Origin of the sequence: Agrobacterium sp. CNPSo 3708 (assembly GCF_028674915.1) — a bacterium.
In the GTDB taxonomy this organism is placed as follows: Bacteria; Pseudomonadota; Alphaproteobacteria; order Rhizobiales; family Rhizobiaceae; genus Agrobacterium; species Agrobacterium cavarae.
This window is the reverse complement of the sequence record NZ_JAQZSF010000005.1, coordinates 56,298-75,068: the sequence shown is the minus strand read 5'-3', so window position 1 is coordinate 75,068 and position 18,771 is coordinate 56,298. Positions and strand designations below refer to the sequence as shown.

The following is an 18,771-nucleotide window of genomic DNA, read 5'->3' as shown; positions in this document are numbered from 1 at the left end:
AATCAGACCAAGCCGAGGTTACGCTGCATGGCTGCCTGGAAATGGGCATAAAGAGCTTTCTCCGCAGCATCTGGATTTCTCGTGCCGCAAGCCTCGAGAATATCGAGATGCTCCTTGAGCGTTCGGGTCATGATAGGTGGCGTGACCTTTCGTTCCAGACGCAGCAATCTGAGATAATTGTGCATGCGTCTATACGCGCTCTCGATCAACGGATTGCGCAACGCCTGGATGATCTGCCCATGCAATTCCATTTCCAGAGCATCCATCTCCTGTATCTGCTCCGGCCCTATCCCGTCGCGCTCGACACGGCGCAAAAGCCTGGAATGCCGGACTTCCAGGGCGTTTGTGACATTCTCATCCCCCTCCTCGGCAAAGACCCGCACGGCGGCGCGCTCTACGATCGATCGGAATTGATAGGTGGAGCGTGTCAATTCAAGTCCAGGCCGGATGAACTGGATGCCAGACCGGGGATGGATTGTCAGAATGCCTTCCGTCTCCAGCACCCGCAGCGCGTCACGCAGCGGGGCGACCGGCACATCCACGATCGCACATAGTTCATTTTGCGAAATGAACGCTCCCACCGGCACCCTTCGTTCGAAGAGGCTTTCGAGGATACGCTCATAAGCGACATCGCTCAGGCGCGGAGCACCCGACGTCGCTCCGTTCGAAGTCGCACTTCTTCGCTCCGGCATGTTTTTCATGATGACAAAATTTTTCCTTCTGATAGATCAGTATACGTTATTAAACGATCAAAGAGCGCATCATGTCTATTTCTCAATTCCGTATAACGCGATTTCAGTTTGCCCGCGACAGAGTAATTGGCGATAGTCAGGTTCGTATCGACGATACCAATGTCGCCGCCCTGGAACTAGTCTCCGAAAGCGGTGAGGTCGGACTGGGGTTCATTCAGTCGCTGTTTTATCCCCTGCCCGATCAGGCAGAGATTGAAACGGTCTTCGAAACCGAAGTTTGGCCGACGATTAAGGGGCAAAAGGCCGTAGGTATCGTGCATCGCGTCAATAGACCTCGTGGCGGAAATCAGCGCGCCTTTTCCTTACCATTCCACGAAGCGCTGCAGGTTGCTCTATGGGACCTTGCAGCAAAAGAAGCGGGCCTACCGCTTCACCAGCTTCTTGGAAGCAGACGAGACCGCGTGCGCGCCTATGCAAGCGGACTTGATTTTCACCTCAGCGACGAAGCCTTTCGCGCTCTATTCTCCTATGCGGCCAGCATTGGATACACAGCCTTCAAGATCAAGGTCGGCCACCCGGACTTTCAGCGGGACCTGAGACGACTGGAGCTTTTGAGGGAATCGGTACCGGCCGGGTCGCTGGTCATGATCGATCCCAACGAAGCCTGGAATTCAAAAGAGGCTCTGGTCAAATTGACAGCCATTCGAGATGCGGGCCACGATCTTCTTTGGGTCGAAGACCCGATTTTGCGTCATGACTTTGAGGGATTGCGGACGCTACGCCACGCCGTCAACTGGACTCAAATCAATAGCGGCGAGTACCTCGACATGCCGGGAAAGCGCATCCTTCTGGAGAACCACGGTACCGACCTTCTGAATGTTCATGGCCAGGTCACGGATGTCATGCGTATCGGCTGGCTCGCCGCCGAAATGGGCATCCCCGTCAGCCTTGGCAATACGTTCCTGGAAGTCGGCATCCATATGGCGGCAGCTCTGCCTGAAGTGGAATGGCTGGAATACTCCTTCCAGAACTACGATCATCTGGTGGAAACGCCGATCGAAATTCGCGATGGCTATGCTTACGCACCCAATCGCCCCGGCCACGGCCTCGTTCTCTCGGAAGACGCGCGGCGGGAATGGGCAAGGCCCGTGCGCCTACCAACGTCGAAGCTCGGACCCGCGCCGAAAAACGACCGTCTTCCCATTCCTCAAGACCTGTTCTAGGCCACAAATAGGCAAGGTGAGTGGCGTCGCAAGCGCCGCTTACCATCCGACAGGCGTATGGTCTTCATGCACCACTTGGTGCATCGACAACAAGGAAGAGGTGCGCCTCAGAGATCTTCGATTTGTCGGTCCATCTTGTGATCCAGACCGAGCCATTGGTAGTATAGTTATGAATACGATGCGAGGGAAACGGCATGTATCGTGATTTGGAAGGCTACTATCGACAGCAACCCGAACCGCCGCCACGGAAACAGGAGTATCGGCAACTTTCCGAGCGCGAGCAGAAGGTTCTGATTTGGGTGCTGGTCTTCAACGCCGTGTTGGCGCTCGTCGCGCCGATTGGCGGCGCGACGGTGATTTCGGCGGTTTTGGCGCTGTTTCACGGCTGAGTGCCGACAGTGTCACGCGTTAACGGTGAAGCGTCCGAAGGCGCCGCGTGCGAAGCACAAGGGGTCGCCTTCACGGTGGGCGGCGCGAAGAACGCGACCGATGATGATCGAATGGTCGCCCGCATCGTGAACTGACGCCTGGGCGCATTCGAAGCGGCTCAACGTCCCCGGAATGATCGGCACGCCTTCTGAATTTCGCTCCCAGTCCAGTTCCTCAAAGCCGCGGCCGCCGCGGGTAAAGCGCGAGCAAAGAGCATCCTGTTCGGCGTCCAGAACGTGGATAGCGAAATTTGTCGCGCCGATGAAGAAGTCGTGGCGGGTTGAGGTCTTTGCTGGAGACCAGAGCACCAGTGGCGGGTCAAGCGAGACAGACGAGAAACTGTTGACCGTCATGCCAAGCGGCCCGTTGGCCGTATCGGCCGTCACCACCGTCACACCCGTTGGAAAGTTTCCAAGCGCATTCCGGAAGCTTCGCGCGGTCGTCGCGTCTGGAACAAAGAGATGCTCGGTCTGCGTGTTCACACTGCTCATCGATGTCATCAGGGCACCTCACGACCATTTGCCAGCGTGTAGAGTTCGAACCATGTCTGGCGGTCCATTTCGACCTTTTCGGCATCCGAAATGGAAGCGATACGGGCCAGATTGTTGGTTCCCATCACCGGCAGGATCTTCGCCGGATGGGCCAGCAGCCAGGCCACAGCAACGGCGGCCGCATCGACATTATTTTCCTTGGCGACCCGCTCTAGTGCATCGGAAAGCGGGCCTTCCTTCCCCATTAGCGACCCGCCACCAAGAGGCGACCAGGCCATGACTGGCAGGGCGCGCTCCTGGAGATAGGCAAGATCGCCGTTGGTGAAAGCCGACGTTTCAGCAAGGCTGATCTCGATCTGGTTGGTGACCAGCTCTTCCGTCATGTTGGATTGCAGCAGCGAAAAATCCCAAGGCCGGAAATTCGATACGCCGACACTTCTCACCTTGCCGGAGGCCACCAGCGCATCGAGCGTCTCACCGGTCTCTTCCGGATCCATCATCGGGTCCGGGCGGTGGATCAGGAGCAGATCGATCCGATCCGTGTTCATGTCGCGCAGCGAGGCTTCGACGGACGCGTTGATGTGCTTCGCACCCGTATCGTAGTGCTTGACGCGGGCAGCCGAATGGCGGCCGGCGGGAGCAACGATGCCGCATTTCGTGACGATTTCGATTCTGTCGCGCAGCGATGGCGCCTCTCTAAGCCCATTGCCCAGAATGGCTTCCGCAGTGTAGCCGCCATAAATATCGGCCTGATCCATGGTGGTGATGCCCTGTTCCAGGCATGCCTCGATCTTCGCCTGCACGTGACGCGGCGAGGTGTCGGTGTCATCGCCGATCCGCCACATGCCGTAAACGATGCGGCTGAAGGAAAGGCCAGTGGTGATATCGATGCGTTGCATTAGTGGCGCTCTCCATTGCCAAGAGGTGTTGCAGGGGTTTCTGCAGGAACCCGGCCGCGCGCATGCGGCAGCGAGCAGGTCTTCATTTGCGGCAGAACCTTACGGCCAAAATGCTCGGCCTCGTCAAGATGCGGATAACCGGAGAAGATGAAGGCGCGAATGCCCATCTTCTGATATTCCTCAAGCTTCGTCAGGACCTGATCGGTGGAACCGACAAGTGCTGCACCACATCCCGAACGTGCGCGTCCGACACCGGTCCAAAGATGCGGCTCGGTGTAGCCGAACTGGTCAGCCTGTTCGCGAGCCTTTGCCTGATGGGCCACTCCAAGCGAGATGCTGTCATGCGCGCGGGCACGGATTTGACGGCCATATTCGTCATCGAGCTTCGAGACGAGATGTTCGGCGTATTCATGCGCTTCGGCTTCCGTGTCGCGAACGATCATATGTACACGCAGACCGTAATCGAGGGTGCGGCCATGGGCTTCGGCACGCGCATGCACGGCGCGCATGCGCTCGGCCAGTTGTTCCTTCACCTCAGGCCACATCAGGTAGACGTCGCATTGGGCACCGCAGAGTTCCAGCGCATCCGGCGAATAGCCCCCGAAATAGAGCAGCGGTCCACCATTCTGCTGATAAGGGCGCGCGGGTTCGGTCGTGACATTCTTGAACTGGTAGACTTCGCCATCGTGATTGATTTCATCACGCGTCCAGGCCTGACGCAGGATTTCCACCACCTCGCGGCTACGCTTGTAGCGATAGGCACTGTCGGCGACTTCGCCTGGAAAATCCGAACTGATGACGTTCAGCGTCAAGCGACCTTTCAACATGTGATCAAGCGTCGCGACGGTGCGCGCCAGCATGATGGGCTGCATTTCACCACAGCGGATTGCGGCGAGGAAGTTGATCTCCTCAGTGATCGGCGCACAACCGGCAACGAAACTCAGCGTATCCTGTCCTACCTGATAAGAAGACGGGCAAAGAATGTTGCGAAAGCCGAGCTCTTCGGCCTTCTTGACGATGGAGGAGCAATGATCCCAACTGGAGCGCAGGCGGCCATCTGGCACACCAAGAAACTCATAGTCATCGGAACAAAGAGCCGAAAACCAGGACACCTCGGCAGCATCGAGGTCAGCTGAGGTTACGGGCACAACGGTCATAAAAATCCTCCCAAAACGTCCAATGCCTATTTGAATATCATCGGCCTTGATGTAAATCAATGATGTATCAATTTTTTATGTCGCAGGAGGAAAGGCGTTGAAAATGAAGAGCTCCAAGGGAAGTCTGCCCATGTATCTCCAGATCGCCGAGACATTGGTGCGTGATATTGCGGCGGGGCGTTTGATCGATGGCGAGAAACTTCCGCCGGAAAGAGACATGGCAAAAGAGCTGGGGATTGCCGTCGGCACCTTGCGCAAAACGCTGGCCGAACTGGAGAGCCGTGGCCTGCTGGAGCGCATTCAAGGCTCAGGCAATTACATCCGCGCAATCAACGATCCGCAGAGTGTCTATGCCCTGTTCCGGCTGGAGTTGATCGAAGGTGGCGGCTTGCCAACCGCCGAGATTCTAAGCGTCAGCCTTGAGACGAAAGATCCAAGCCTTCCTCCCTTCGGCAGGTCATTGCAGGGGCATCGCATTCGCCGCCTGCGAAAGATTGGGGGCAAGGTTGCCGCCATCGAGGAGATTTGGCTCGACGGTTCCTATGTCGATTCGATCGTACCGGAAGATCTGTCCGAATCGCTCTACCTCTATTACCGCACGAGATTGAACCTCTGGATCGCCAAGGCGGAGGACCATATCGATCTTGGCCACGTCCCTGATTGGTCGCCTGCCACCTTCCGCCCTGCAAGCGGCGATCTGTTGCCGCATGTCCTGCGCATCAGCCACTCGCACAATGGAGAAAAGGCCGAGGTGTCTCACACATGGTATGACCATACCGTTGCCCGCTATGTCAGCAGATTGCGGTGAGAACTCCGGTAAAGACCGATATGCCTATGCTGCACCGGCATAGCGAAAATTATCTCGCAAAATCAACGAAAACTGGAACGAAACATCCGCACGGGAATAAAATTGATACACTATTGATTTCTTTTTTTTCGCAGCTATGATTTTTGTCAAGGAACTCGTCGGCAATGGCGAGCTTGGGAGGAATGAATGGCTTCGGTAAGCCTGCGCAAACTGGAAAAGAGCTATGGCTCGCTTCGCATCGTCAAGGGCATCGATCTGGAGATTGCCGATGGCGAATTCGTGGTCTTCGTGGGTCCATCCGGTTGCGGCAAGTCCACGACGCTTCGTATGGTGGCCGGGCTCGAGAGCATCAGCGGCGGTGAAATCCGCATTGGCAACACGGTTGTGAACAATCTGCCGCCGCGCGGACGCGACATCGCCATGGTCTTTCAGGACTATGCGCTTTACCCGCATAAGACCGTGCGCGAGAATATGGGTTTCAGCCTGAAGGTTCGCGGCGTTGCACTGAGTGACGCAGATAAGCGGATCAATGAAGTTGCGGAAATGCTTGGCATCGCACATCTGCTCGACCGGCGCCCCGGCCAGCTTTCCGGCGGCCAGCGCCAGCGCGTGGCCATGGGCCGGGCGATCGTCCGCCGGCCGCAGGTCTTCCTTTTCGATGAGCCTCTATCGAACCTCGATGCCAAACTGCGCGGTCAGGTTCGCACCGAGATCAAGCGTCTGCACCAGCAGATCGGCACGACGATCATCTACGTCACCCACGACCAGGTGGAGGCGATGACCCTCGCCGACCGGATCGTCATTCTGAAGGGTGGGGAGATCGAGCAGGTCGGCACGCCGGATGAGGTTTACAACAAGCCGCAGAGCGCCTTCGTCGGCGGGTTCGTCGGCTCGCCGGCGATGAATTTTGCCCGCGCCCGCATGTCGGGAGGCAAGGTTCTCTTCGGCAACGGCGACAGCCTCTTCAGCAATGGACTTAATCTCGGCAAGGCAGGTGCGCTGGATGGGCAGGAGATACTGGTCGGTATCCGTCCAGAGCACTTTGGCGGCGTCGTCGATGATGCTGCCGTGATGTCGGCGGAAGTCCAGGTGGTAGAACCGCTGGGTTCCGACACGCTCGTCCACTTCAAGATCGGCGACGATATACTGACGGCGCGCATGGCGCCCGACGCACGACCCACAGTGGGCGAGACGATGCGCATCGGCGTCGATCCATCGCGAATTCATCTGTTCGATGCACAAAGCGAGCGGGTCATCAATTAAAAGCAGGACGATAAAAAGGTCCGCGCATTCAAGGTTCAACGGGAGGATGGAATGACAATCAAGATTATCACGGGTGCACTGCTGGCGCTCGGCCTGACGACATCTCTGGCATCTGCCGCAGATCTCAAGGTCTATATTTCAAGCCAGCATCAACCGCAGGTCTGGCGCCAGGTGCTCGACAAATTCGAGGCGGCCAACCCGGGCACGAAGGTCGCGATCGAAACAGGCGGCAACACGTCGGAAGCCCAGGCGCAGTATCTCAACACCATCATGTCAGCCAAGGACCCGTCGCTAGACGTGCTGATCCTCGACGTCATCCGCCCGGCGCAATTCGCTGCCGCAGGCTGGACTGTGCCGTTCGAGGGCAAGGACATGTCGGCCTATCTGCCTGCCTATGCGGAGGCCAATACCGTGAATGGAAAGGTCGTCGCGTTGCCCGCCTTCGCTGACTCCATGTTCCTCTATTATCGCAAGGACCTGCTGGACAAATACGGCATCGCCCCGCCAAAGACATGGGATGAACTGACGGCTGCGGCCAAGAAGATCGCTGAAGGCGAAAAGAATCCGGATCTCCAGGGCCTCTCCTTCCAGGGCAAGGCAATCGAAGGCGCCGTCTGCACCTTCCTTCTGCCCTATTGGAGCCAGGGCAAGAACCTTGTGGAGAACGGCAAGCTGACCTTCGACAAGACGGCAGCGGTCAATTCGCTCAAGCTCTGGAAGAGCTTCGTGGATCAGGGTGTAGCGAAGAAGAATATCGCCGAAGTCGCGACGGACGATACGCGCAAGGAATTCCAGGCCGGTAACGTCGTCTTCGCCGTCAACTGGTCCTACGCCTGGGCCCAGTCTCAGAGCAAGGATTCGGCGGTCGTCGGCAAGGTCGGCGTTGCCCGCCTCCCAGCTGTCGCCGGTGGCGAACAGGCCACCTGCCTTGGCGGCTGGGAATGGGGCGTTTCAGCCTATTCCAACCACAAGGACGAGGCACAGAAGCTAGTCGAGTACCTCTCAAGCCAGGGAACGTCCACCTTCATGGCGGTCAACGGCTCGCTGCTGCCAACATACCCTGCTGCCTATAAGGACGAAGCCGTGCTGAAGGCGGCACCCTGGTTCGCCGATGCGCTGCAGGTGGTCGAGACCGCCAAGCCTCGCCCGGTCACCCCGCGCTACAACGAGGTAAGCGAAGTCATTCGTACGACTGTCAATGCCGTCCTTGCTGGCGTTACCACGCCTGAAGATGGCGCTGCGCAAATCGAAGCGCGCCTGAAGCGTATCATCCGCTAAGGTTTTGGGGAGTGCCGCGCAGTTGCCGGCACTCCCTTAGACATCAATTCACATTCGTTTGGGAGATGCGACGGTGATGACCTCGTCTCTGCACGTCACGCATGGTGCGGAAAAACCCGCTCCTCGCTGGACGAACTGGCTCGATCTTGGCGATCGCGCACTTGCCGTCCTCTTGCTAGCGCCTGCAGGCATCCTGCTTGCGCTCATCATCGTCTATCCGGTGCTGAAACTCGGCTACACGAGTTTGTTCAGCCTTTCCCTGACGTCCGGCCTGCCGGCTGAGTTTGTCGGCCTCGATAACTATCGTCTAATGCTCGAAGATCCGGTCTTCTGGGAAACGACCTGGAACACGGTGCTGATCACCCTGATCACCGTTCCAGGTGCGCTGCTGATGGGACTGGCACTGGCGCTGCTTGCCAATCTGCCCTTCCGCACGCAATGGCCTGTTCGCCTTTCGCTTCTCATCCCTTGGGCGCTGCCACTTTCCTTCGCAGGTCTCATCTTCGCGTGGTTCTTCCATTCCGAGTATGGTGTCGTCAATGATGTGCTCAACCGCCTTGGTTTCGAAGGGATTATCTGGTTCAACTCGCCCAACTGGGCGTTCGCGGCCATTTGCCTGACGATCATCTGGAAGACGTCGTCCTTCATGGCGTTGATCATTCTTGCCGGCCTACAGACGATTCCGCGCTCGCTCTACGAGGCAGCCGACGTGGACGGTGCAGGCAGAATTCGTCAGTTCTTTGAAATCACCCTGCCCCTCTTGAAGCCAGCCATCGTCGTTGCGCTGATCTTCAGAACCATCACGGCCCTCCAGACCTTCGACATTCCATACATGATGACAGGCGGCGGCCCAGGCACGTCGACGGCAACGCTGGCCATGTATATCCACCAGAACACGGTGTCGTTCCTCGATCTCGGTTATGGATCGGCATTGGCTGTCGTGATGTTTGCACTTTCCATGGTGGTGACCGTCATCTATCTGCGCGCCATCAGGACGAAGGACTGAGCCATGAGCACTGTAACATCTCCCGGTCTTTCCTCCTTGCTCGCGGGCCAACCGCTTCGGCTGTTCGCTGCAGCCGCACTTCTCATCAATGGCATGTTCCCGGCGCTATGGATTCTCTTCACCTCACTGAAGAACGAAGCGGAACTGACGGCCAAGCCGATCACGTGGTTGCCGCACGCGCCAACACTTGCAAACTATATGCAGGCGTTTTCCGACCAGCCATTGCACATCTTCCTCTTTAACAGCTTCATGGTCGCGCTGCTCTCCACCTGCCTAACGCTCTTCATCTCGGTGCTGGCGGCCTACGCGCTTGCGCGGCTGAACCTGCGTTATCGCGGCCTGATCCTCTCTGCCATCATTGCTGTCTCCACCTTTCCTCTGGTGACGCTCTTGGTGCCGCTCTTCGAAATCATGCGCACGCTGAATCTGTTGAACACCTGGATTGCGCTTGTTCTTCCCTACACCGTGTTGTCGCTACCCGTTTGCACCCTGATGTTGGTCTCTTTCTTCGAGGGTATCCCGCGTGACCTCGAAAACGCAGCGATGATCGATGGCTGCACCCGCATCGGCGCACTGTTCAAGATTGTCGTTCCGCTCTGCGCGCCGGGGGTTTTCACCGCAGGCATTCTCGCCTTCGTCAATGCGTGGGACGAGTTCCTGTTGGCGCTGTCTTTTAACTCGAATCCGTCGCTTCGAACCCTGCCGGTGGGTATCCAGCTCTATCAAGGCGAGTTCGCATTCCCGTGGCCGGTTATTTCCGCAGCGCTCGTCGTCGGTATCGTTCCCGTTGCGATCCTCATCGTGATTTTCCAGGAACGCGTCGTCTCCGGCCTGACCGCGGGCGGTATCAAGGGCTAGTTGCCGCAATGTCATCCGAGAGAGCGCATGCAAGCGCTCTCTCCAGCGCCGCTAGCGCTCCACATCGAGAGAGTTTGCCATGCATTTCAAAAAGACAGCCGACGGCTTCGAACTGGCCATAAACGGAACCGCCATTCTGCACCATTCGGCCGATGCTCCATGCTTCTTTGTCGGCAAGGGCGAAGAGCGTATGGATATGTATCGCGGCAATTTCGATATCGAAGATTACGTGGTGGAGCGCGTCGCACTGGCTCACGCAGAATTGGAAGGCGACCGCATCACGCTGTCCACTGCGAAAGGCCAGCCGCCGAGGCTTCGCTTAAGCGTAGTAGACAACAGCGTCGAGATCGAAGCACTCGATCCATCCATCAATCGCTTCTGGTTGCGAGTCGCCGCCGAAAAGGACGAATGCGTCTGGGGCGGTGGCGAGCAGATGTCCTACTTCAATATGCGCGGGCGCAAGTTCCCACTCTGGACATCGGAGCCGGGCGTCGGCCGCGACAAGACAACGGAGCTCACCTTCAAAGCGGACGTCACGAGCAAGGCGGGCGGCGACTACTACCACACTAACTATCCGCAACCGACCTATGTCTCCTCGCGTCGCTACGCGCTGCATGTGGAAACAACGGCCTATTCTGTCTTCGACTTTCGCCGTGATGGCTTCCACGAGATCGAGGCCTGGGCCGTACCGGAGCGCCTGGAGTTTTTCGCAGCAGACAGCTTCAAAGCGCTGGTCGGTCAGCTGTCTCTGCGCTTCGGCCGTCAACCGGAGCTTCCCGAGTGGATCTATAATGGCGCGATCATCGGCCTCAAGGATGGCGAGCAGTCTTTTGCGCGGCTCGAGAAAATCCGTGCGGCCGGTGTGAAAGTCTCCGGACTGTGGTGCGAAGACTGGGTTGGCCTGCGCCACACCTCTTTCGGCGCGCGGCTTTTTTGGGACTGGAAGGCCAACGAGGAACGCTATCCAGCACTCCGCCAGAAGATCGCCGAGCTTGCCGATAACGACATCCGTTTCCTCGGCTATGTGAACCCCTATCTTTGCGCCGATGGCTCCTTCTTCCCGGAGGCCGAGGCGAAGGGTTACTTTGCCAAGAACGACGCCGGCGAAACGGCGCTGGTCGATTTCGGCGAGTTCGACTGCGGCGTGGTGGATTTTACCAACCCGGAAGCGATGGACTGGTTTGCCGAAACGATCATCGGCCAGAACATGCTCGATTATGGCCTCTCCGGTTGGATGGCAGATTTCGGCGAGTACCTTCCGATCGACATTCACCTCTCCAACAGAGTAGATGCCAAGCGGATGCACAATGCCTGGCCGACCATCTGGGCCGAGGTGAACGCGAAGGCAGTCGCAAGTCGTGGCAAGACCGGCGAGGCACTGTTTTTCATGCGCGCGGGGTTCACCGGGGTCCAGGCGCATTGCCCGTTGCTATGGGGCGGAGACCAGTCGGTGGATTTCACAAGGCATGATGGCCTCGTTACGGTTATGTCAGGCGCGCTTTCCTCAGGCCTGCTCGGCAATGCCTACCACCACTCGGATATCGGCGGCTATACCAGCCTCTTCGGCAATGTCCGCACAGCAGAACTCCTGATGCGCTGGGCCGAAATGGCCGCCTTCACCCCGGTCATGCGCACCCATGAGGGCAACCGCCCGCGCGACAATCTACAGATCGACCAGGACGAAACTGTGCTCACACACTTTGCCCGCATGACAGCGATCTATGTTCACCTAGCCCCCTACCTGAAGTCTCTCTCCAGACAAGCGGCCGAAACCGGCCTGCCCGTGCAACGTCCGCTTTTCCTACATCACGAGGACGACCGCAGAACATATGACATTCAGGACGCCTATCTCTACGGAGAAGACCTTCTCGTTGCACCGGTCTGGCAGGCGGGGCAAAGCGAGCGCACCGTCTACCTGCCGAGAAACGCTGAGTGGGTGCATGTGTGGACCGGCTCGGCGCATGATGGCGGTCAGGAGGTGACAGTGGAAGCGCCACTCGGCCAACCGCCGGTTTTCTATCGCAAGAACTCGAAGAATGCCGAGCTCTTGGCCGATATTCAAGGGATCTGACAGAGGGAGGTCGAGACGTCGTGTGGTCTGCTCACAGACTTGCTGAGTAGGCTTCGTTGCGCTCCATCGCACACGGCTATCATCCCGCAGGCGTATCCGCCTTGAGCATGGATAATGACTTGACTATTATACTCATCTTTGAGATTTCGAAGGTGCGTTCGTTATTGCTTTCGGCACAGAATGGCGGGACGCTCTTAAGGAGTATGCATTCATGTCTAGCAGTCGAGTCGAAGTCACCACCCAGCACGCGAGCCGCTACCTGCAGCAATTGTCTAAGCACTGGGCGCACAAATTTGAGACCGAGTTCACGCCGGTTTCATCGAAGATCGCTCTGCCGCTCGGTGACGCGCGCCTCAGTGCAAACGATACACAGTTGGTCATCGAGGTCGCTGCGCACAAAAGCGAAGACCTGACGGTTCTCCAGGATGTCGTCCAACGTCATATCGAGCGTTTCGCATTCAAGGAAACGCTCGCGTTTGATTGGCGACCGCTCGCCTGACTTCATCTGCTTCAGCCCGCCACATCGTGGCAGGCTGATTATCTCAACAGCGCCAATCCATGCTCAGACGGGCTTAAAGCGCCCGGGCCGGAAGGTCGCCAGCATTGGATGTTCGGCGCCGCTCGCGACCTCATAGGCCAGCAACTCGCCGACGATGAGACCGAGGGTTGCGCCGCTGTGGCTGAAGGCGACATAGTAGCCTGGTATGTCGTTCATCGCCCCGATTACCGGCTCGCCATCGCCTGGGATCGGCTTTCCGCCGACACCAACGGAAGCGACCTCGAGTTGGGGGTTACCCTCCATCACTTTGGCAGCTTCGGTCAGCAACTCGGCAATCACGCTCTCGTGGATCTGGTAGCTACCGTCTGCGCTAACGCTCACACCTTCATCGGCCGCCCAGTCTGCATCGAGCGAAAATGTGCCGCCAGGCGCTGGACGAACAGCAACACGCGGTGTGTTCAGCACGGCACGCAAGGGATGAGCCAGCGGCTTGGTCTGAACGAGAAGGGCGATAGGTGTGTCGTCGCCGATGGTCTGGCCATTCTCAGCAGCCATTTTCGGCACCGCCGGACCGGTCGCGAGAACAACGGCGTCCGCGCGGTGTAAATCGCCCTTGGCGGTTTGCGCCCCGATTGCGCGCCCACCTTCGATCACCACCTTGGCAGCACCTTGATCCGTGACGACAACGCCGCCGAGTTCGGAAAACTCCTTCAGCAGCAAACCGATCAGCGTCGGCAGGTCGACCCAGCCTTCACCAGGATTGAAGATCGCGCCTTGCGGGGTAATGCCGCTGGTGTCGAGACCGGGCACGACGCGGGAGACGTCCTGCGCCGAAAGCCGCTGTGCGTCATAGCCAATTGAAACCTCGTGGCGATAGGCGGCGTCGATTTCGTTTCGCTCGTCATCGGCATCCCAGGTCATTCCACCGTCAAAGCGCAGCCAGTCTGCGTCCGGGTTCCTTGCGGCGAGCGTGCGATAGCGATCGATACCCGCCACGCGCAACCGGTGATACGGCTCGGAGCGCATGCGCGCTGAATTCAGCCAGGAGAGCGAGCGGCCGGAGGCGCCGTTGGCAGGTGGGCCGTCATTGAGGATCGTCACATTGACGCCGCGGCGCGCCAGCTGGACAGCTGTGGAAACGCCAAAGATACCAGCGCCGATAATAACGGCTGTCGAAATGATATTGTCAGTCATGGGATAGGCTTTCATTCGATTGTGATGATGGGTGGAAGAACCGCCTCACGCGTCTTCCCAACGACCGCTGGTCGCGGATCGGAAGAGCGCATCGATCGCCTTCATGTTTGCGATCGCGTCGTCGAGTCCCGTCTCGAGTGGCGTGCCGGAGAGGACCGCTTCGGCAAAGGCATCGACCTGTTCGCGGTACTGATCGACAGGCTCAATCACGATCTCCTGGCGACCGCCGCCTGCGAGGTCCCGCCCGTCGTCGAAGATCAGCACGGTTTGTTGATCGGCCGGTGCATTGAAGGGGATGGGGATTTCCAGACGACCGCGCGTTCCAAGGACCGTCACCTTCTGCGTAAGCGACAATTGCGTGGAGCAAGTGAAGGCAAGCTGCCTTCCTTCCGGAAATGCCAGTAATCCGCTGGTCAACCGATCCGTGTCGAAAACGGGATCGTTCTCCATCATCGCAATAGCCCGTAGCGGCTCGGCATCAAACAGGAAGCGCGCCGTGTTGATGGCGTAACAACCGACATCGAACAGGCCACCGCCGCCAATATCGGCCTGGTTGCGGACATTCTTCGGGTCGTCGAGATAATAGGCAAAGATCGTCTGGATGGCTCTGACATCGCCAAGGCGTCCTTCCGCAACCATCGCCCTCGCCTTCTTCCATTGGGGATGGTGACGAACCATGAAGGCTTCTGCGACCGGTAGGTTGGCGGCCTTTTGCGCCTCCGCCAGTTCGCTCGCCTGCGCTGCATTGAGCGCGATCGGCTTCTCGCACAGCACCGGCTTGCCATGCTCCAACGCCTTGATGGTCATGGGAACGTGGAGATGATTGGGCAAAGGGTTGTAAATGGCGTCAATGTCCGGATCGGACAGCAGATCCTCATAGCTGCCATAGGATTTCTCGATACCGAAGCGCGTCGCCATTGCGCTTGCCTTTTCGGCATCCCGTGAGGCAATGGCTGCAACGCGCCCTAAACGGCTGGACTGGATGGCGGGAATAACGGCCTTGGCAGCGATCCCTGCGCAGCCCAGCACGCCCCATCTGATCATTTGTGTCATCTCATTTTCTCCTGATACTCAGAGCACTTCCGCGAGGAAGCGCTGAAGGCGCGGGCTCTGTGGGTTGTCGAATATTGCCTCCGGCGTGCCTGCCTCTACCACACGTCCCTCATCCATGAAGACAACCTGATCAGCGACGCGGCGGGCAAACCCCATCTCATGCGTCACGACGACCATGGTCATGCCACGCGTGCCAAGATCTGCCATGAGATTGAGAACGCCCTTGACCAGTTCCGGATCAAGCGCACTCGTCACCTCATCAAAAAGGATAACTTCAGGTTCCATGGCCAGCGCACGCGCAATGGCGACGCGCTGCTGCTGCCCACCGGACAGACCGCCCGGGCGATGATGCTGGCGGCTTGCAAGGCCGACCTCGGCGAGCTTCGCCTTGGCGATACGCTCGGCCTCGGCTGCGGGCAGACCCTTGATCTTCGTCAGAGACAACATGACGTTTTCCAGCGCCGTGTGATCGGGAAAAAGATTGAAGTGCTGGAAGACCATGCCAACCCGACGGCGCAGTCTCTCCGGCTTCATGCCCAGAATGCTTTCTCCGTCGAGGAGAATATCGCCGCTCTTCGGCTCGACAAGCCGGTTGATCCCACGCAACAGGGTGGATTTCCCTGAGCCAGAGGGACCGATGATGCAGGTGACGCTGCCCGGCTTTACCGAAAGATCGACGCCCTTCAGCACATCGAGATCGCCATACGCCATCCCAAGATTGCGCACATCAAGGCCACCGCCCTTGAAGACGGTGCCGGTGGCGCGGGACGCACCATCGAGCTCACTCACTTCCTCAAGGCCACTGGTGATGGTCGAAGGACGCTGCTTGCCAAGCCGCAGCCGATTATCGATCATATTGACGACGTGGGTAAGCGGTACGGTCACGATCAGGTAGAACACACCGGCCAGCAGCAAGGGGGAAAGATTGCCAGTCACCACCGCCTGGTCCTGTCCGACACGAAAAATCTCGCGCTCGGAGGCCAGAAGGCCGAGGAAGTAGACAAGGCTCGAATCCTTGACGTTACCGATGAACTGATTGACCAGTGCCGGCAGCACACGGCGAACACCCTGCGGCACGACGATGATGCGCATGCCCTGGCCATAACTCATCGACAGGGCGCGGCACGCTTCCATCTGGCCACGATCAACGCTCTGAATACCGGAGCGGAAAATCTCGCCGATATAAGCGCCGGCGATCAGGCTGAGCGCCAAGATGCCTAGCGGATAAGGGGATGGACCGAAAAGTTCGCGGCCGATGCGGGCAAAGCCCTGCCCGATCAACAGGATGGTAACGATCGCCGGAAGGCCACGAAAGATGTCGGTGTAGAGCCGGGCGGGAATTCGCAGCCAAGGCGAGCGGGAAATGCCCATGATGGCAAGCATCATGCCAATGACCACCCCAAGCACCGTCGAGGTCGCAGCAAGGATCAGCGTATTTTTCAAACCAACCGTGATCATGGTTGGCAGCACTTCGGCCATGGCGTTCCAGTCAAGGAAGCTGCGGCGCAGGTTTTCAAGCCAATTCATCAGAAATCCCTAGAGCATGTCGCCCAAAAGTGGCCACCGGTTTTGCGGTAACGACATGCGACAGAAGAAGGACCTAAAGCGGAAGGAGCGAATTCAAATGATCGCCACACACTTTAGAAAGAAAAGCCGGTTCGACCGGTAAAGGCCGAACCGGAAGGTGGCATTACTGCTTGGGAAGATATGTCGCAGGCATGGGCGTTCCCGGGAACCACTTTTCGTGGAGCTTCTTCCAGGTTCCGTCCTGCATCGCCTCTTTCAGCGCCTTGTTGATCGCCTCGCGCAGGGCGTCGTTACCCTTGCGGATGACGAAGCCAGCAGGCGCATCGAAGCTTGGAATGTTGACGGCGATCTTCAGTGCCGGATAGCGGGTGGAATAATCCTTTGCCGCCTCGAAATCGAGGAAATGGGCATCGACCGTGCCGTTATTCAGGGCCGAAACGGCGGAGTTGTTGTCCGGGAATTTCACGAGATCGGTGCCGGCGAAGTTCTTCTCGGCATAGATTTCCTGAAGCGTGCCCTGGACGACGCCGAGGCGCTTGCCCTTGAGACCCGCAGCATCCTTGATATCCTCGGAGGTCAGGACACTGAGGAAGCCGGCAAGATAACCGTCAGAGAAATCAACGGTCTCCTTGCGCTTGGCCGTTGTACCGATCGCGGCTGCAGCGACGTCGAAGCGGCCGTTCGCCACTGACGGCATCAATGCCGAGAATTCCTGGCCCGTGAAGATCACCTGGTCTTTTTTGAAGCCCAAGCGCTCGGCAATATTGAGAAACAACTCGATGTCGAAACCAGTAAAATTGCCGTCTGCCGTGGTGAAGGCATAGGGCTTGGCGTCACCCATGGTTCCGACGCTGATGGTATTTTCGTCGATCAGGCCGAGCGGATTATCGGCAAGCGCTGGCGTGGCGGCGGCGATCAAACCGAAGGTGAGCGCGACGGCCGCGGCACGCATCTTGGTCAGTGGAGATGTAAAAGCTTCAGTCAGTCGCATTGGCGTCGTGTCCTCTGGAGTTGTTGTTTGCGATGTCGTCAAGGCGCGTGGGTCCCATCCGGAAGACGGCGCGAAGCCACCAATCCCGGCCCATGCAGTTTCGCATGCTGAAAGTCTTTTTATTGGATTGATACCGGTCTCATTTAAAAAGAGACCGGTCTCTTTCATATTTAGCAATTGTTAGCTTCGCATTTGCCAGTCGTCAAGTTCTCTTGTAAGGCTGTCATTTATGGACAAAAGCCCGCCCAAGAACTCTTCCGTCACCGTGGCCGACGTCGCGCGCAAAGCCGGCGTCTCGAAGGCAACGGCCGCGCGTGTTCTGGGCGGATACGGAACCGTCAGCGATCGCGTGCGTGAGGTCGTCACGGCGGCGGCCCGCGCCCTTGGTTATCGAACGAACGAGCTTGCCCGCAGCATGACCACCGGCCGCTCGGGTTCGATTGGTGTCGTGGTCGGCGATATCGAAAACCCGTTTTTCAGCCTTGCCGTTCGCGGTATCACCGACGTCGCACGGCAGGCTGGCTTTACTGTCATTCTCAGCAACTCCGGTGAGGACATCGACGCGGAGAAGGCAGCCATTCGCACTTTGCTCTCCAAGCGGGTGGATGGTCTCATCGTTTCGCCAGCCAAGGATGATGACGTCGAGCATTTGCACGAGGCTGTACGTTCGGGGTTGCCGCTCGTGTTGCTCGACCGCGGCAGCGATACTCTTGCTGTTGACACCGTGATTGCAGATGACCGGCATGCTGCAGAGAGCATTACGCGACAGCTGGTTTCACTCGGCCACCGCCGCATTGCCTATGTTACCGCCTGCGACACACCGGACCATAGCTTCCGCACGCTTCAGGATATCAGCACCGCTTCCGTGCGACGGCGCATAGAAGGGTACCTCCGTGTCTGCGAAGAGGCCGGCCTGAGCGATATGGGGAAATGGGTGCGCGTTGGTGCCGTGACACCGGACCAAACCCGGCGGATCGTCACCGACATGCTTCAATCGCCGCAACGCCCAACGGCCATTATTGCCTCGGACAGCATGATCGCGCTCGAAGCGTTCAAAGTCCACCGCGAGTTGGGTCTTACAATCCCGGACGACGTGTCGCTTGTGTCCTTCCACGATGCGGACTGGACATCGGTGACGTCGCCGCCAGTGACGGTGGTGCGCCAGCCTGTGTACGATCTCGGCGCGACGGCGGCGGAACTTCTCGTCAAGCGCTTGAATGGGGCGACGGAAACTGCGCGTAAGGTTGTCCTGAAAACCGAGATCGTTGAACGCGCCTCTGTGCGAGCGGCACTTTAAGTTTTTCGTCTGTTGGACGACTTGCCCGAAAGATA

The 18,771-nt window shown here is 58.2% G+C and carries 18 protein-coding genes; 10 read left to right on the top strand and 8 right to left on the bottom strand.

The features are described from left to right. Nucleotides 1–2: 2 nt before the first annotated feature. Nucleotides 3–692 (bottom strand): GntR family transcriptional regulator, encoded by a 690-nt coding sequence (locus tag PVA19_RS12290; RefSeq protein WP_337993153.1) that lies wholly within the window; start codon nt 690–692, stop codon nt 3–5. Nucleotides 693–763: 71 nt separating this feature from the next. Between PVA19_RS12290 and PVA19_RS12285 the strand changes: the two genes are divergently transcribed. Together PVA19_RS12285 and PVA19_RS12280 are read left to right on the top strand one after the other, a co-directional pair. Then, the gene (locus PVA19_RS12285) at nt 764–1,915 is read left to right on the top strand and encodes a mandelate racemase/muconate lactonizing enzyme family protein (protein WP_274102665.1); all 1,152 of its coding nucleotides are present in this window, start codon (nt 764–766) and stop codon (nt 1,913–1,915) included. Between the two features lie 194 nt (nt 1,916–2,109). Further along, nucleotides 2,110–2,304: a hypothetical protein gene (locus PVA19_RS12280; RefSeq protein WP_274102664.1), complete on the top strand. Its 195-nt coding sequence runs from the start codon at nt 2,110–2,112 to the stop codon at nt 2,302–2,304. Nucleotides 2,305–2,316: 12 nt separating this feature from the next. Here PVA19_RS12280 and PVA19_RS12275 read toward each other — a convergent pair whose 3' ends face one another. The 3 genes from PVA19_RS12275 to PVA19_RS12265 are packed head-to-tail and all read right to left on the bottom strand — an operon-like array spanning nt 2,317 to nt 4,891. Then, nucleotides 2,317–2,844, bottom strand: a complete 528-nt coding sequence (locus tag PVA19_RS12275; RefSeq protein WP_112956847.1) for a flavin reductase family protein — start codon at nt 2,842–2,844, stop codon at nt 2,317–2,319. Then, nucleotides 2,844–3,734 carry an aldo/keto reductase gene (locus PVA19_RS12270; RefSeq protein ID WP_144622386.1) on the bottom strand — a complete coding sequence of 297 codons (891 nt, stop codon included), beginning with the start codon at nt 3,732–3,734 and terminating at the stop codon, nt 2,844–2,846. The genes PVA19_RS12275 and PVA19_RS12270 overlap by 1 nt, the downstream gene beginning before the upstream one ends. Continuing rightward, nucleotides 3,734–4,891: an LLM class flavin-dependent oxidoreductase gene (locus tag PVA19_RS12265; protein WP_274102663.1), complete on the bottom strand. Its 1,158-nt coding sequence runs from the start codon at nt 4,889–4,891 to the stop codon at nt 3,734–3,736. The genes PVA19_RS12270 and PVA19_RS12265 overlap by 1 nt, the downstream gene beginning before the upstream one ends. Before the next feature lie 103 nt (nt 4,892–4,994). On the opposite strand from PVA19_RS12265, the gene PVA19_RS12260 reads away from it, so the two are divergent. The 7 genes from PVA19_RS12260 to PVA19_RS12230 all read left to right on the top strand — a co-directional run bounded on the left by PVA19_RS12260 (nt 4,995) and on the right by PVA19_RS12230 (nt 12,674). Next, entirely contained in the window at nt 4,995–5,699 is a 705-nt protein-coding gene (locus tag PVA19_RS12260) for a GntR family transcriptional regulator (protein WP_274102930.1), read from the top strand. 186 nt (nt 5,700–5,885) lie between these two features. Continuing rightward, the gene (locus PVA19_RS12255; protein WP_274102662.1) at nt 5,886–6,962 is read left to right on the top strand and encodes an ABC transporter ATP-binding protein; all 1,077 of its coding nucleotides are present in this window, start codon (nt 5,886–5,888) and stop codon (nt 6,960–6,962) included. A 51-nt stretch (nt 6,963–7,013) separates the two neighbouring features. Continuing rightward, nucleotides 7,014–8,240, top strand: a complete 1,227-nt coding sequence (locus tag PVA19_RS12250) for an ABC transporter substrate-binding protein (protein ID WP_274102661.1) — start codon at nt 7,014–7,016, stop codon at nt 8,238–8,240. A gap of 76 nt (nt 8,241–8,316) precedes the next feature. Continuing rightward, nucleotides 8,317–9,246, top strand: a complete 930-nt coding sequence (locus tag PVA19_RS12245; RefSeq protein WP_112520398.1) for a carbohydrate ABC transporter permease — start codon at nt 8,317–8,319, stop codon at nt 9,244–9,246. Between the two features lie 3 nt (nt 9,247–9,249). After that, nucleotides 9,250–10,104, top strand: a complete 855-nt coding sequence (locus PVA19_RS12240; protein WP_062597989.1) for a carbohydrate ABC transporter permease — start codon at nt 9,250–9,252, stop codon at nt 10,102–10,104. 79 nt (nt 10,105–10,183) lie between these two features. After that, nucleotides 10,184–12,175 (top strand): alpha-glucosidase, encoded by a 1,992-nt coding sequence (locus PVA19_RS12235; RefSeq protein ID WP_274102660.1) that lies wholly within the window; start codon nt 10,184–10,186, stop codon nt 12,173–12,175. A 211-nt stretch (nt 12,176–12,386) separates the two neighbouring features. Further along, nucleotides 12,387–12,674 (top strand): DUF2218 domain-containing protein, encoded by a 288-nt coding sequence (locus PVA19_RS12230; RefSeq protein WP_062426696.1) that lies wholly within the window; start codon nt 12,387–12,389, stop codon nt 12,672–12,674. A 63-nt stretch (nt 12,675–12,737) separates the two neighbouring features. On the opposite strand, the gene PVA19_RS12225 is transcribed toward PVA19_RS12230, so the two are convergent. The 4 genes from PVA19_RS12225 to PVA19_RS12210 form a co-directional block, all read right to left on the bottom strand. Beyond that, nucleotides 12,738–13,868, bottom strand: a complete 1,131-nt coding sequence (locus PVA19_RS12225; RefSeq protein WP_274102658.1) for an NAD(P)/FAD-dependent oxidoreductase — start codon at nt 13,866–13,868, stop codon at nt 12,738–12,740. A gap of 45 nt (nt 13,869–13,913) precedes the next feature. After that, on the bottom strand, nt 13,914–14,921 hold the full coding sequence (locus tag PVA19_RS12220; RefSeq protein WP_274102657.1) for a Gfo/Idh/MocA family protein: 1,008 nt from the start codon (nt 14,919–14,921) through the stop codon (nt 13,914–13,916). An 18-nt stretch (nt 14,922–14,939) separates the two neighbouring features. Further along, the gene (locus PVA19_RS12215; RefSeq protein WP_130977951.1) at nt 14,940–16,448 is read right to left on the bottom strand and encodes an amino acid ABC transporter permease/ATP-binding protein; all 1,509 of its coding nucleotides are present in this window, start codon (nt 16,446–16,448) and stop codon (nt 14,940–14,942) included. A gap of 163 nt (nt 16,449–16,611) precedes the next feature. Continuing rightward, a complete protein-coding gene (locus tag PVA19_RS12210; protein ID WP_274102656.1) occupies nt 16,612–17,439 on the bottom strand; it encodes an ABC transporter substrate-binding protein in 828 nt (275 codons plus the stop codon). A 229-nt stretch (nt 17,440–17,668) separates the two neighbouring features. Between PVA19_RS12210 and PVA19_RS12205 the strand changes: the two genes are divergently transcribed. Further along, nucleotides 17,669–18,736, top strand: a complete 1,068-nt coding sequence (locus PVA19_RS12205; RefSeq protein WP_274102655.1) for a LacI family DNA-binding transcriptional regulator — start codon at nt 17,669–17,671, stop codon at nt 18,734–18,736. Nucleotides 18,737–18,771 lie beyond the last annotated feature (35 nt).

Bases quoted from the DNA above. Each gene is read 5' to 3' on its own strand.
- PVA19_RS12290 (WP_337993153.1), bottom strand. From the start codon at position 692: ATGCCGGAGCGAAGAAGTGCGACTTCGAACGGAGCGACGTCGGGTGCT.
- PVA19_RS12285 (WP_274102665.1), top strand. From the start codon at position 764: ATGTCTATTTCTCAATTCCGTATAACGCGATTTCAGTTTGCCCGCGAC.
- PVA19_RS12280 (WP_274102664.1), top strand. From the start codon at position 2,110: ATGTATCGTGATTTGGAAGGCTACTATCGACAGCAACCCGAACCGCCG.
- PVA19_RS12275 (WP_112956847.1), bottom strand. From the start codon at position 2,844: ATGACATCGATGAGCAGTGTGAACACGCAGACCGAGCATCTCTTTGTT.
- PVA19_RS12270 (WP_144622386.1), bottom strand. From the start codon at position 3,734: ATGCAACGCATCGATATCACCACTGGCCTTTCCTTCAGCCGCATCGTT.
- PVA19_RS12265 (WP_274102663.1), bottom strand. From the start codon at position 4,891: ATGACCGTTGTGCCCGTAACCTCAGCTGACCTCGATGCTGCCGAGGTG.
- PVA19_RS12260 (WP_274102930.1), top strand. From the start codon at position 4,995: ATGAAGAGCTCCAAGGGAAGTCTGCCCATGTATCTCCAGATCGCCGAG.
- PVA19_RS12255 (WP_274102662.1), top strand. From the start codon at position 5,886: ATGGCTTCGGTAAGCCTGCGCAAACTGGAAAAGAGCTATGGCTCGCTT.
- PVA19_RS12250 (WP_274102661.1), top strand. From the start codon at position 7,014: ATGACAATCAAGATTATCACGGGTGCACTGCTGGCGCTCGGCCTGACG.
- PVA19_RS12245 (WP_112520398.1), top strand. From the start codon at position 8,317: ATGACCTCGTCTCTGCACGTCACGCATGGTGCGGAAAAACCCGCTCCT.
- PVA19_RS12240 (WP_062597989.1), top strand. From the start codon at position 9,250: ATGAGCACTGTAACATCTCCCGGTCTTTCCTCCTTGCTCGCGGGCCAA.
- PVA19_RS12235 (WP_274102660.1), top strand. From the start codon at position 10,184: ATGCATTTCAAAAAGACAGCCGACGGCTTCGAACTGGCCATAAACGGA.
- PVA19_RS12230 (WP_062426696.1), top strand. From the start codon at position 12,387: ATGTCTAGCAGTCGAGTCGAAGTCACCACCCAGCACGCGAGCCGCTAC.
- PVA19_RS12225 (WP_274102658.1), bottom strand. From the start codon at position 13,868: ATGACTGACAATATCATTTCGACAGCCGTTATTATCGGCGCTGGTATC.
- PVA19_RS12220 (WP_274102657.1), bottom strand. From the start codon at position 14,921: ATGACACAAATGATCAGATGGGGCGTGCTGGGCTGCGCAGGGATCGCT.
- PVA19_RS12215 (WP_130977951.1), bottom strand. From the start codon at position 16,448: ATGAATTGGCTTGAAAACCTGCGCCGCAGCTTCCTTGACTGGAACGCC.
- PVA19_RS12210 (WP_274102656.1), bottom strand. From the start codon at position 17,439: ATGCGACTGACTGAAGCTTTTACATCTCCACTGACCAAGATGCGTGCC.
- PVA19_RS12205 (WP_274102655.1), top strand. From the start codon at position 17,669: ATGGACAAAAGCCCGCCCAAGAACTCTTCCGTCACCGTGGCCGACGTC.